Annotated in this window: 14 protein-coding genes, 1 tRNA gene and 1 pseudogene; 12 read left to right on the top strand and 4 right to left on the bottom strand. The window is 25.8% G+C overall.

The window, feature by feature from the left end:
* The 8 genes and pseudogenes from AMN83_RS05180 to AMN83_RS01820 all read left to right on the top strand — a co-directional run.
* A pseudogene (locus tag AMN83_RS05180) lies at window positions 1–268 on the top strand (GIY-YIG nuclease family protein); the annotation flags it as partial.
* Complete coding sequence (gene hisA / locus AMN83_RS01845; RefSeq protein ID WP_075503913.1) at window positions 265–990, top strand: 1-(5-phosphoribosyl)-5-[(5-phosphoribosylamino)methylideneamino]imidazole-4-carboxamide isomerase; 726 nt, start codon at window positions 265–267, stop codon at window positions 988–990. The pseudogene AMN83_RS05180 and the gene hisA, both read left to right, overlap by 4 nt.
* The gene (gene hisF / locus AMN83_RS01840; protein ID WP_075503911.1) at window positions 983–1,735 is read left to right on the top strand and encodes an imidazole glycerol phosphate synthase subunit HisF; all 753 of its coding nucleotides are present in this window, start codon (window positions 983–985) and stop codon (window positions 1,733–1,735) included. Before hisA ends, hisF begins: the two co-directional genes overlap by 8 nt.
* Window position 1,736: 1 nt before the next feature.
* Window positions 1,737–2,009: a phosphoribosyl-ATP diphosphatase gene (hisE, locus tag AMN83_RS01835; protein ID WP_075503909.1), complete on the top strand. Its 273-nt coding sequence runs from the start codon at window positions 1,737–1,739 to the stop codon at window positions 2,007–2,009.
* Window positions 2,010–2,027: 18 nt separating this feature from the next.
* On the top strand, window positions 2,028–2,549 hold the full coding sequence (locus tag AMN83_RS01830; protein WP_075503907.1) for a hypothetical protein: 522 nt from the start codon (window positions 2,028–2,030) through the stop codon (window positions 2,547–2,549).
* Between the two features lie 77 nt (window positions 2,550–2,626).
* Window positions 2,627–2,800, top strand: coding sequence for a hypothetical protein (locus AMN83_RS05175; RefSeq protein WP_179850402.1), 174 nt, complete (start codon window positions 2,627–2,629; stop codon window positions 2,798–2,800).
* Between the two features lie 24 nt (window positions 2,801–2,824).
* Window positions 2,825–3,190 (top strand): HIT domain-containing protein, encoded by a 366-nt coding sequence (locus AMN83_RS01825; RefSeq protein ID WP_075503906.1) that lies wholly within the window; start codon window positions 2,825–2,827, stop codon window positions 3,188–3,190.
* A complete protein-coding gene (locus tag AMN83_RS01820; RefSeq protein ID WP_075503904.1) occupies window positions 3,187–3,690 on the top strand; it encodes a GNAT family N-acetyltransferase in 504 nt (167 codons plus the stop codon). The genes AMN83_RS01825 and AMN83_RS01820 overlap by 4 nt, the downstream gene beginning before the upstream one ends.
* Here AMN83_RS01820 and AMN83_RS01815 read toward each other — a convergent pair.
* Both AMN83_RS01815 and AMN83_RS01810 read right to left on the bottom strand, forming a co-directional pair.
* Window positions 3,687–4,202: a LolA family protein gene (locus AMN83_RS01815; RefSeq protein ID WP_256998053.1), complete on the bottom strand. Its 516-nt coding sequence runs from the start codon at window positions 4,200–4,202 to the stop codon at window positions 3,687–3,689. The genes AMN83_RS01820 and AMN83_RS01815 overlap by 4 nt on opposite strands.
* A gap of 32 nt (window positions 4,203–4,234) precedes the next feature.
* On the bottom strand, window positions 4,235–6,319 hold the full coding sequence (locus AMN83_RS01810; protein WP_075503899.1) for a DNA translocase FtsK: 2,085 nt from the start codon (window positions 6,317–6,319) through the stop codon (window positions 4,235–4,237).
* Window positions 6,320–6,381: 62 nt separating this feature from the next.
* Between AMN83_RS01810 and AMN83_RS01805 the strand changes: the two genes are divergently transcribed.
* A complete protein-coding gene (locus AMN83_RS01805; RefSeq protein WP_256998052.1) occupies window positions 6,382–7,458 on the top strand; it encodes a Rossmann-fold NAD(P)-binding domain-containing protein in 1,077 nt (358 codons plus the stop codon).
* Between the two features lies 1 nt (window position 7,459).
* On the opposite strand, the gene AMN83_RS01800 is transcribed toward AMN83_RS01805, so the two are convergent.
* Window positions 7,460–8,104 carry an LON peptidase substrate-binding domain-containing protein gene (locus tag AMN83_RS01800; protein WP_075503895.1) on the bottom strand — a complete coding sequence of 215 codons (645 nt, stop codon included), beginning with the start codon at window positions 8,102–8,104 and terminating at the stop codon, window positions 7,460–7,462.
* A 50-nt stretch (window positions 8,105–8,154) separates the two neighbouring features.
* Here AMN83_RS01800 and AMN83_RS01795 point away from each other — a divergent pair, with 50 nt between their 5' ends.
* Complete coding sequence (locus AMN83_RS01795; RefSeq protein WP_075503893.1) at window positions 8,155–9,525, top strand: tetratricopeptide repeat-containing sulfotransferase family protein; 1,371 nt, start codon at window positions 8,155–8,157, stop codon at window positions 9,523–9,525.
* On the opposite strand, the gene AMN83_RS01790 is transcribed toward AMN83_RS01795, so the two are convergent.
* Window positions 9,526–10,842, bottom strand: a complete 1,317-nt coding sequence (locus AMN83_RS01790) for a tetratricopeptide repeat protein (RefSeq protein WP_075503890.1) — start codon at window positions 10,840–10,842, stop codon at window positions 9,526–9,528.
* Window positions 10,843–10,936: 94 nt separating this feature from the next.
* On the opposite strand from AMN83_RS01790, the gene AMN83_RS01785 reads away from it, so the two are divergent.
* Window positions 10,937–11,011, top strand: a tRNA-Gly gene (locus AMN83_RS01785).
* Window positions 11,012–11,027: 16 nt separating this feature from the next.
* On the top strand, window positions 11,028–11,367 hold a 340-nt coding region (locus tag AMN83_RS01780; protein WP_143323631.1), incomplete at its 3' end, for a sulfotransferase domain-containing protein.

Raw genomic sequence — 11,367 nt, 5'->3', positions numbered from 1 at the left:
GCTAAATAAAGAAAGAAATAGAAACAGATTTAATTTTGATGAAGCAGGGATAGATGCTGGTGAAATTTTAGAATTTAAGAAAGATCCATCCATTACCGCAAAAGTGTTAGATAACGGACAAATAGATTTTAGAGGAACTAGAACTTCATTATCACAGTCAGCATTAATAATTGTTCAAGAAATGGGTTATAAATGGAATAAAATCGCAGGACCTCAGTTTTGGATGTATAAAGGTAAGACTCTTTATGAAATAAGCCAAAACAAATGAAAATATTCCCAGCTATAGATATTCAAGATAAAAAATGTGTGAGGTTAGTTAAAGGAGATTTTGATAACAAAACTGAATACGAAATGTCCCCAGTTGAACAAGCTGGTAAATATAAAGATCATGGTTTTAAAAACTTACACATAGTTGATTTAGATGGAGCTTTAACAGGAGAAACGGTTAATTTGGATATTATTCGTGAAATAGTAAATAAATTTGATCTTAAAATTGAAATTGGTGGAGGAGTAAGAAATTTTGAAAGTATTCAGAAATATACTGATGCTGGTGTCGAAAAAGTTATTTTAGGAAGTGCTGCTATAAAAGATAAAAATTTTTTAAAGGATGCTTGTAAAAAATTTCCAAATAAAATTGCTTTAGGTTTAGATGCAAAGGATGGATATTTATCTGTCTCTGGTTGGAAAGAAATTTCTAATGAATTAACTCTAGACTATTTAAAAGATGTAAATGATTTTGGAGTAAGTAGATTGATTTATACAGATATCAATAGAGATGGAATGAAGCAAAGCCCCAATTTTGATGAAACAGTTAAGGTTGCTGACACTTCTAATTGTCCAGTAATTATATCGGGTGGAGTTTCATCAATAGATGATATTAAAAAGGCAAAGGAATTAAATAATAAAAACATTGAAGGTATCATAGTTGGAAAAGCTATATACGATGGTGATATTAAATTAGAAGAATTGGTGAAGGAATTAGATGCTTAAAAATAGAATAATACCTTGTTTAGACGTGAAAAACGGTCGTGTAGTAAAGGGAATTAACTTTGTTGATCTGCAGGATGCAGGTGATCCTGTTGAACAGGCAAAAATTTATTCTGACGGTGGAGCAGATGAAATTTGTTTTTTAGATATTACTGCATCAAATGAAAATAGAGATACCATTTATGATGTGGTTGAAAGAACTTCCAAGAACTGTTTTGTTCCCCTGACAGTTGGAGGTGGTGTTAGAAGTGTTGATGATATCAATAAATTATTAAATTGTGGTGCAGACAAAGTATCAATCAATACTGCTGCAGTTCAAAATCCGGAAGTAGTAGTAGAAAGTTCTAAAAAATTTGGCTCACAATGTATTGTGGTAGCAATTGATGCAAAGAGAAACAAAGATGGATGGGAAATTTTTACTCATGGGGGAAGAAATCCTACAGGTATAAATGCTTTGGAATTTGCTTCTAAAATGGAGAAGTGTGGAGCTGGTGAGCTATTAGTTACGTCTATGGATAAAGACGGAACTCAGTCAGGATATGATATTGAGCTGATGAAAAAAATATCATCAAGTGTAAATATTCCAGTGATTGCATCTGGTGGGGTTGGGACATTAGATCACTTAGTAGAAGGAATAAAATCAGGTGCCAGTGCTGTTTTAGCTGCATCTATATTTCACTATGGAACTTATTCTGTTAATGAAGCTAAGCAATATTTGGCCTCAAAAGATATACCTGTTAGGATTTAATATGTTAAAAATTTTAGAAGATTTGGTAACACTTGCAAGAGAGCGAAAAAGTAATCCTATCGAAGGCTCATATACGAATAAACTATTAGATGATAAATCTTTAGCAAAAGAAAAGGTTTTAGAAGAGATTAATGAATTAATAGAAGCTGTAGAACAAGACTCTAATAAAATTCATGAGGCTGCAGATGTTTTATATCACCTAATTATGTATCTCGAAAAAAGTGGTATTAAAATCGAGGAAGTAATGGAAGAACTAAATAGTCGAAAAAAGTAATTTCACAATGAAAAATTGATGATAATTAAATTAGAAAAAATTCATTTTATTATTGCATTTATCGTAGTTCTGTTTTTTGGATATAGTTATTATGAAAAGGAAAATGCTCTTAAGATTTTAATTTGTCAAACAACATTTGCACATGATGAAATTATATATAAAAAAAATTTAAATAATAATATCCCCCAAGATTTTATATTGGTAATAGATGATTACTCTGCTTTTATATATCCAAAAGTCGAGTGGAAAAGTGAAAAACGATTAATGGATTACAAAATATTTAAAAAAAACCTAGCAAATGCTGAAATATTACATCACCTAGAACACGAGGGAGATAGCAATAATTCTTATTTATTAAGTGAAATAACACCTTTAAATCAAAGTAAAAAATTTCCTTACAGAACTATATTTCTAGATACTGCTACCCTTAATATTAGATATATAGATAAGGAAAAAATTACAGGAAGACGCTTTACTGTAATTGCAAATTGTAAAACATGGCAAATAGCTTCTGGTAAAGGTGGAAAAGATAATATTTAATGATATTATAAAATAGTCCTGATTTAGAAAATAAACTTTACTTGCTAGGACTATAAATATAACGCTAAAGGAGTCATATGAAACTAACAATACAATCAATAAAAAACTATTTTAAATCAAAAAGGGATAGAGGCTTAAAGCCAATATTCTTTGAAAAAATAGGTGATCAAAAGACATCAAGGGATGAGATGTTAAAAAATTTAATTAGACAATTAGAAGCTCATGGGTTTACAATAAAAAATAAAAAATAAGATATAATTAATTTAAAACTGTTAATGGCCTACGACGATAATAATATTTTTGCAAAAATTTTACGTGGAGAAATACCGTGTAACAAAATTTATGAGGATGATTTTGTTTTATCATTTCATGACATCAATCCACAAAAAAAAATTCATGCTTTAGTTATTCCTAAAGGGAAATATATTGATTTAGATGATTTTAGTTTAAACGCCTCTTCAGAGGAGATGGTTGGATTATTAAAAGGAATTAATATAGTTGCTAAAAAGCTTGGTATTTCAACAGAAGTAGGTAAGGGCTACAGAGCTTTAGCAAATATCAGTGATCATGGTGGACAAGAAGTACCACATTTACACTTTCATCTGTTTGGAGGTGAACGAGTAGGAAAAATGGTTGAGTGACCGAGGAAGTTAAAAGAAATTATTTAGAAATAAATTCACTCAAGGATCTTAAAGAGGGAAACAAACCATCAGAAGATTATTCTTTAAGTTTAATTGATCCAATAAATTTTCAATTAAATAAATTTTTCTACAAAAATATTGGTAAAAACCATAAATGGGTAGACAGACTCACTTGGTCTGAAGAAAAATGGATTAATTATGTATCTAATGAGAGTGTTAGATCATACGTATATAAATTTAATGATGATTTAGTTGGTTTTTTTGAATTAATTTTTCACCCAGAAAAAAATGAGACTGAAATTGCTTATTTTGGGATATTAGAAGAATATCAAAATAAAAAATTAGGTTCCTATTTATTATCCGAGGCAATTAAAAAATCTTTTGAAAATAAAGTTAACCGTGTTTGGGTCCATACTTGTTCGTTAGATCATAAAAATGCGTTGAGTAATTATATTTCAAGAGGGATGAAAGTATTTAAAACTGAAATTTTGAATATTTAATTCTGAATTGGGATTTTAAAAAGATTTTTTGAAAGAACTCTATTTTTTCTTATTGAAGAGAGAAAAGTGATATTAAAATTTTGATAAATATCTGTATTCTGCCAACCTCTTAAATCATAAGTCTGATTATCAAAAAATATATTAATTTCGTTGTTCTCATCAAAAATTGTAAAATTTATTAAACTTTTATTTACAATTCTTGCCTCAAGATCAGAAATTTTATTAATTAAATATTTTTTATCTAAAATTAAATTTAAAGGAGTTTTTTCCAGTGGATATCTATAGTAACTCGATCTTGATTTTACCACTAAAGATTTTCCATTTGAAACTAAAATTTTATTATTACTCCTTGCGTATTCACAAAATATTTTTTTTGGGTATTCAATGGTACAGTTTCCATTTTCTATTTTTCCATTTATATTTTGCTCAAAATTAAAATCTAGATTTTTAGTATCTTTTAGATTTTTGATTATTTTGTCTCTTACCTCAGCATTTGAGAAAGAGTTAAACATTAAAAAAAAAAATATAAAAAAATATCTTAGCATTAAAGCACATCTCTTTTTCCAACATGATTTGCTTTACTAACAATTCCATCTGCTTCCATCATGTCAATAATTCTTGCCGCTCTATTGTACCCGATCTGAAGTTTTCTTTGTAGAAACGATGTAGATGCTTTACCCTCAGATCTAATTATTTCTAAAGCTTGTGCATAAAGTTCATCTTTCTCACCACTAATCAGACTATCACCAATTTCTTTTTCATCTGCAAAATTTAAAATTTCATCAACATAATCTGGTTCTGCTTGTGATCTTAGAGAGTTATTTATCTTTTCAATTTCACCATCAGATACAAATGGTGCATGAATTCTAACTATTCTATTAGCCGAAGACATATATAGCATATCTCCTTTACCTAACAATTGCTCTGCTCCTTGTTCCCCAAGAATTGTTCTACTATCTATTTTAGACGTTACTTGGAAAGATATACGAGTTGGAAAATTTGCTTTAATTGTCCCAGTAATTACGTCAACACTTGGTCTTTGGGTTGCCATAATGATATGAATACCAGCTGCTCTTGCCATTTGAGAGAGTTTTTGGATATAATTCTCTATTTCTTTTCCCGCAACGAGCATCAAGTCAGACATTTCATCTACCACAACAACTATGTAAGGCATTGGAAGTTTATGTTTAGTATTATAGCCATCAATATTTCTGACTCCTTCTTTAGTCATTAATCTGTATCGACTTTCCATTTCCTTTACTACCCAACCAAGAACAGAAGCGGCTTTTTTTGCTTCTGTTATTACAGGGCACAGTAAGTGTGGAATACCTTCGTAGGTTGATAGCTCAAGCATTTTAGGATCAATCAGAATAAATTTACATTTATCAGGTGTATGACGATATAGTAGGGATAAAATAATTGTATTAATACAAACAGATTTACCTGATCCAGTAGTTCCAGCAATTAGCAAATGGGGCATTGAGGATAAATCTCCTACTATAGGATTGCCAGAAATATTTTTACCTAACGCGATAGGTAATTTAATTTCCCTTTTTTTAAAATCTTTATTAGATAAAATTTCACTTAAATAAACATTTTCTCTATAATTGTTAGGAAGCTCTATGCCAACCGTATTACTGCCAGGTATTGTTGCAATTCTAGCAGATTCTGAGCTTGTATTCCTAGCAATGTCATCAGATAAATTTATTATTTTTGAAACTTTAACACCTGGAGCTGGTTCAAATTCATTTAAAGTAACAACTGGGCCGTGACTTACTTTTTTAATATTACCACTAACCCCAAAATCTAAAAGTATTTTTTCTAAAAACTCTGGATCATGAGTTTCCCTTTTATTATGGTTGTCTCTTTCGCTTTTATTTGGAAGTTTTAATAAATCTAAATTTGGTAAATTAAATTTTACTTTAGCACTGTCTTTTTTTTCTGCTTTTATAAAAGGCAAATCTTCTTGAATTAAATTTTTAATTTCTTCTTGAGGGATAATCTCACTTATAATCTCACTTTTATCAGTATAATTTGTGTTTTCTTTATTTTTAAATGATTTGATTAATTTTTTAATTGTTAGAAAAAAATTTATTGGATGAAAATTTATACTTATTAAAAATAAAATTATAGTCAACAATATTAAAAAATAGAAAAATATAGTTTCATTAATTTGAATTAAACCATTTAAAAAAGTATGATTAAAATAATTTCCAACAAAGCCGCCATTTCCATTGATATAAAGTGTAAATGCATCTGAATAAAAATAAGTTAAAAAAAGAGTTCCAAATATTGAATAAAGAACAGCAAAAAATAAATTTTCAATGAATAAAAAAAATTCTTTTAATCTAAATATACTTATCCCTGTAATAGCAATAGTTAAGGCAAGAAGATATGCAATAAGTCCAATTGATTGGAAAAATAAATCTGAAATAAAGCTTCCTTGAAATCCCAAAATATTTTGTATTTCCGTATTGTTTGGAAAAATAAAGTTTGGATCGTCAGGAGAATATGTAAATAATGCTATAAATATTAGTGTTCCTGAAAAAAAAAGTATTATTCCAAAGATTTCTGCCAATCTTCTAATAACAAAATTAATTACTAAATTAGCTGTTTTTTTAATATCCATATAAATGAATCAATTATACCACTTTGTATCATCTAATTTTTATTGTTAAAATTAAAAATAATATGAGAGTTTGCATTCTAGGTAATGGTTTATCAGGCTTAACTTTAGCAAAAGCTTTAGTTAATTTAAAAATTTTTGTTGATGTTATGCCTGCAAAAAAATCTCTTCAATTAAATAAATCTAGGACACTTGGTATTTCAAAAAGTAATTTAGAATTTTTTAATAATCAAATAACTAATATTGAAAAAATAATTTGGAAATTAAAAAAGATAGATATTTTTTCTGATAATTTAAAAAACGAAAAATTACTTAATTTTAAGAATAAAAAAGATCAACTTTTCTCAATTTTAAAAAATTCTGAACTTTATAATATTTTAGATAAAAGTTTAAAAAAAAATAAATATTTTAAAATGATAAATATAAATGAAAAAGAAAATTTCTTTGAAAGTTATGATATTGTCATTTCTACTGATTATTCGAATCCAATTACAAAAAAATACTTTACTAAACAAATTCTTAAAAAATATGATAGCTTTGCTCACACTACAATTATCGAGCATAAAAAAATTATAAATGATACAGCAACTCAAATTTTCACTAAAAAAGGTCCTTTGGCTTTTTTACCTATTTCAAACAACAAAACATCAATTGTATATTCAATATTGAATTCCAAAAATTGTAAAAATGAAAAAATTAAAGATTTAATTCATGATTATAATTTTAAATATAAAATAAAAAAAATAAATAACCTAGAGTCTTTTGAATTAAAATCTTTCAGCTTACGATCGTATTATAATCATAAGTTTTTAGCTTTTGGAGATTTACTGCACAGAATTCACCCCCTAGCAGGGCAAGGATTTAATATGACTATACGTGATATTAAAACATTTTTAGAAATTATAGAAAATAGAAATAACCTAGGTCTTTCTTTAGATTATTCTATTAATTCTGAATTTGAAAATAAAACAAAACATAAAAATTTTATTTTTGCTAATGGCATTGATTTCATTCATGAATTTTTTAATTTTGAAAGAAAAATACACAATAATACTTTAAGTAAGTCAATTCAGTTTTTAGGAAAACAACCTTCGATTAATAAAGTTTTTACAAATTTAGCAGATAAAGGAATTAATATTTAATTTATTGTAACGTGTTATTATCAAAAATATCATGTGTATAAGTTTTTAATATTTCTGAAATTTTATTTTTTCTTTCATCGAGTGTTTTTGATGCCAATAATATCTGTTTTTCTTCTAATGAAAAAGGAGATGCCATTGCTAATGCATTAATAGTTTCATTTAAGCTTTGTTTTTCAAGTGCTTTCCAATTAATGATAAAACCTTTTTTTTCGAATAAGGATTTAAGATCTTTAAAAATTAATTCCAGGTCGCTAAATTTCAAATTTTCCTCATGATTTTCTAAGTCATGAAGAAATTCGTTATAAATAACTTCCAATGATCTATATTTATTTTTTGTATCTATTTCTTTGTTTTTTTTAAATCTCAAAACTCCTTTTAATTCAATTAAATATCGCCCATCATCCGTTTCTCTAAAGCTTGTGATTTTTCCTAAACAGCCAACTTCATGCAATTCTGGTCTATTTTTATCATCAATAGAAGTTTTGGGCTGTATCATTCCTATAAACTTATTTGACTTCATACTATCATTAATCATATCAATATATCTGGGCTCAAAAATATTTAACGGCACTGTTGTTTTGGGAAAAATTATAAAATTACTTAATGGGAAAATAGGTATGATTTTTGGTAATTCTTCATTTTTCATGTCTATTAAGATAGTAATAAATTAAAAAATAACAATATGTCAAAATATTCATGAATATTTTAGAAGGCCAAAAACTTATTAAAAATAAAGAGTATGCAAAAGCCTTAACTTATTTTTTAAATTTAAAAAAAAAAAATATAAAAAATACAAGTATTAACTTTTATCTAGGTTTAATTTATTTTGAATTTAATAAATTCACTAAAAGTATATTTTACTATAATAAATTTTTAAAAAAAGAACCCAAATCAGAAGCTGGGCTTCTTAATTTAGCTATAGCAAAGCAAGCCATTGGCGAATTAGTATCAGCGAAAGAGTTATATTTAGAAATAATAAATATTAACCAACTTAATGTTAGAGCTTATTATGGCTTATATTTGTTAGATATTAATTTTCTAAATGATGATTTATTTAAACGTTTATATGAAATATTCAAAGATAATAAATTAAATTTGTATCAAAAAGGTATTATTGATTTTTTATTTTCCAAAAAAGCTAAAAAAGATATCGAAAATTTAAAAGAAATAGAACATTTGAAAAAATCTCACAAAAATTTTTATAATTCAAATAAAGCTTATAATTTATCAGCACAATTTTATTATAATAAAGTCATAAGTAAATTTTTTGATAAATTAAATATTGAGGTAAAAGAGAAAAATAATAACGAAATTGATAATGAATTAGTTAATCCAATATTTATTATAGGGTTACCAAGGTCTGGTTCTACATTGATAGAATCAATCTTGACCTCTAGTGAGGAAAATATAATTTCCGTCGGAGAGTGTAATGTGTTTAATACATCGATAATTGATCAAATAGGTCCTAAAATTTATTCCGATAAATTTGATAGTAAAAAATTTGAATTTACTATTAACAAAGAAGTTTTAAATAAAAGTATTAAAGAAAAATATTCACAATACAGTGAAATTAAACTTGAAAAGTTTATAGATAAATCTTTAGAAAATTTTTTTAATATTGAGCTTATAAAAAATATTTATCCAAATGCAAAATTTATACATACCTTTAGGAATCCTTTAGATTCAGCTATTTCTATATATCAATCAATGTTACCAGATTTATCATGGACTCATAACATTGAGGATATTCTTCTTTATATGGATCATTATCATAAAGTTTTAAAATATTTTAAATCAAAGTATTCAGAAATAATTATGGATATCAATCTCGAGGAATTTACCGAAAAAAGCGAAGGGTTAACTAAAAAAATGTTTAAATTTTGTGGATTAACATGGAATGAAAACATTCATAACTTTTATAAGAGGAAAGATTTATATAGTAAAACTTTAAGTTTTACTCAAATAAGATCTAAAGTTTTAAAATATAATGATAAAAAATATCAATCATATTTTAATATATTGAACGACTATAAAGACAAATATCAGTGGTTGGATTTAAGTAAATAATTAAATTTTAAGCTCTTTTTTTCTAAATTCTAGTTGATCTTCTAAAAATTTATTAACAAAGACATTTTCAATTTTTTTATCATAAACTTTTTTGTAGCTTTCATCACCTATAATTTGAGCATAACTAATCCAATTATTTATAATTAATATGTCTGACAAATTTATACCCTCTATAGATTTACTGAAAATTTTTTTATCTTCCTCGATTCTTTTTGGTTCTCTCGAGTCTATTATTTCCTCAAATGATTTCCATTCATTATCATATTTCATTTGTTTTTCACTATTAGGATTTATTTTTTTAAATTCTGGATAAGATTCATAAAATTCACTACAGCCATGTTTTAAACTAATATTATCTACTTCAATATCTTCTTGGGCAATTATTTCATTAATCATTTTTTTAATTGTTTCGGCTTCTGTTATTTCTTTGCAATAAATATAACCTTTATAATTTCCTTGAATTTTATTTCTGTTTTCAATTATACATTTTCTAATATTATTTCTTTTTAATTTTATCTTATTAAAAATTAAAAATAGTTTTATAAGATCAACTACTGTCTTTAAATTAATTTGTATTTTATAACAACCAAAGCAATATTTTGGTATTACATTAAATTCATTAAAGACTTTAAAATGTCTTCCACAATTTAAATTTTCTGAATTTTTTCTAAATATTTGTGTTTCGTTTAAACTCAGATTTTTCATGTATCTATTTATTAATTGATTACTTTCTTTTAAAAGAATTTTAATATAATTGTTATGGTATCCAGAATTAATATCATTATCTTTAACCAAGTTATTTATTTTATTATTTATTTTTATAAGCTGGTGCTTATCATTAGCTTTAGGCCTAATTAAATTGAAAGTATTAATTAATTTAGTTTTTGCAACATCATCAGAATCATTTAATTTTAATGCAGATATAAATTGATCTACTGCTTTATCAAACATACCTAATTCAAGATATGAAACTCCTAAGTTATTATATGCTAATCCAAAACTTGGATTATCTTCAATTGAATTTTTAAAAGCTTGTATTGACTGATTTATTTTACCCAATTTAAAATAAGAAACACCAATGTTTGTATAAATTTTATACTTAGCTTGCTCAAAATTTAAACTTTTTTTGAAATATTCAATAGCTTTTTCCCATTCCATTAAATTGAAATAAGTTATTGCATATAGTTTTAAAATAATATTTTCATTTAAATATTTTTTTGAGATTAAGTCTATTTTTTTTAAAGCTTTTGAAAAATTTTTATCATTAAGATTTTTAACTATTTCATTGAATTCTTTTGAATTTTGAAATTTGTTCATCAGAAATTAATTTTAACCTACTATAGATATATTTATAAAAAAAATCTTTATTTCTTGATTTTTAATATCATGAACATATAATTGAATTATGTTTGCGGGCATAGCTCAGTGGTAGAGCGTCTCGTTGCCAACGAGAAGGTCGAGGGTTCGACCCCCTTTGCCCGCTCCAATTAAGGAAATTTATCGTGATAATTTGGATTGCATCTTATCCTAAAAGTGGAAATACTTATTTAAGATCATTTCTTGCAAGTTATTATTTTTCAGATGATGGAAAATTTAGTTTTGATCAATTACTGAAAATTCATCAGTTTCCAAATATGAAATTTTCTAAGTTGCGATCTAATAATAAAGAAGAAGCAAGTAAAAATTGGATATTTAATCAAAATTCGTTTTTTAAAAATTTAGATTTAAATCTTGTTAAAACTCATAATTGTCTTTATCCATTTAAAAGCAATGAATTTACAACAGAGAATGAAACGCTAGGAGCTATTTATATAGTTAGAGATCCAAGAAATGTTATTACTT

The sequence above is a fragment of the Candidatus Pelagibacter communis genome, assembly GCF_001180025.1.
GTDB classification, from domain to species: domain Bacteria; phylum Pseudomonadota; class Alphaproteobacteria; order Pelagibacterales; family Pelagibacteraceae; genus Pelagibacter; species Pelagibacter ubique_A.
This window is presented reverse-complemented; position numbering and strand designations above follow the sequence as displayed.

Bases quoted from the DNA above. Each gene is read 5' to 3' on its own strand.
- AMN83_RS01800 (WP_075503895.1), bottom strand. From the start codon at position 8,104: ATGAAAAATGAAGAATTACCAAAAATCATACCTATTTTCCCATTAAGT.
- AMN83_RS01795 (WP_075503893.1), top strand. From the start codon at position 8,155: ATGAATATTTTAGAAGGCCAAAAACTTATTAAAAATAAAGAGTATGCA.
- AMN83_RS01810 (WP_075503899.1), bottom strand. From the start codon at position 6,319: ATGGATATTAAAAAAACAGCTAATTTAGTAATTAATTTTGTTATTAGA.
- AMN83_RS01790 (WP_075503890.1), bottom strand. From the start codon at position 10,842: ATGAACAAATTTCAAAATTCAAAAGAATTCAATGAAATAGTTAAAAAT.
- hisA (WP_075503913.1), top strand. From the start codon at position 265: ATGAAAATATTCCCAGCTATAGATATTCAAGATAAAAAATGTGTGAGG.
- AMN83_RS01805 (WP_256998052.1), top strand. From the start codon at position 6,382: ATGAGAGTTTGCATTCTAGGTAATGGTTTATCAGGCTTAACTTTAGCA.
- AMN83_RS01830 (WP_075503907.1), top strand. From the start codon at position 2,028: ATGATAATTAAATTAGAAAAAATTCATTTTATTATTGCATTTATCGTA.
- AMN83_RS05175 (WP_179850402.1), top strand. From the start codon at position 2,627: ATGAAACTAACAATACAATCAATAAAAAACTATTTTAAATCAAAAAGG.
- hisF (WP_075503911.1), top strand. From the start codon at position 983: ATGCTTAAAAATAGAATAATACCTTGTTTAGACGTGAAAAACGGTCGT.
- AMN83_RS01825 (WP_075503906.1), top strand. From the start codon at position 2,825: ATGGCCTACGACGATAATAATATTTTTGCAAAAATTTTACGTGGAGAA.
- hisE (WP_075503909.1), top strand. From the start codon at position 1,737: ATGTTAAAAATTTTAGAAGATTTGGTAACACTTGCAAGAGAGCGAAAA.
- AMN83_RS01815 (WP_256998053.1), bottom strand. From the start codon at position 4,202: ATGTTTAACTCTTTCTCAAATGCTGAGGTAAGAGACAAAATAATCAAA.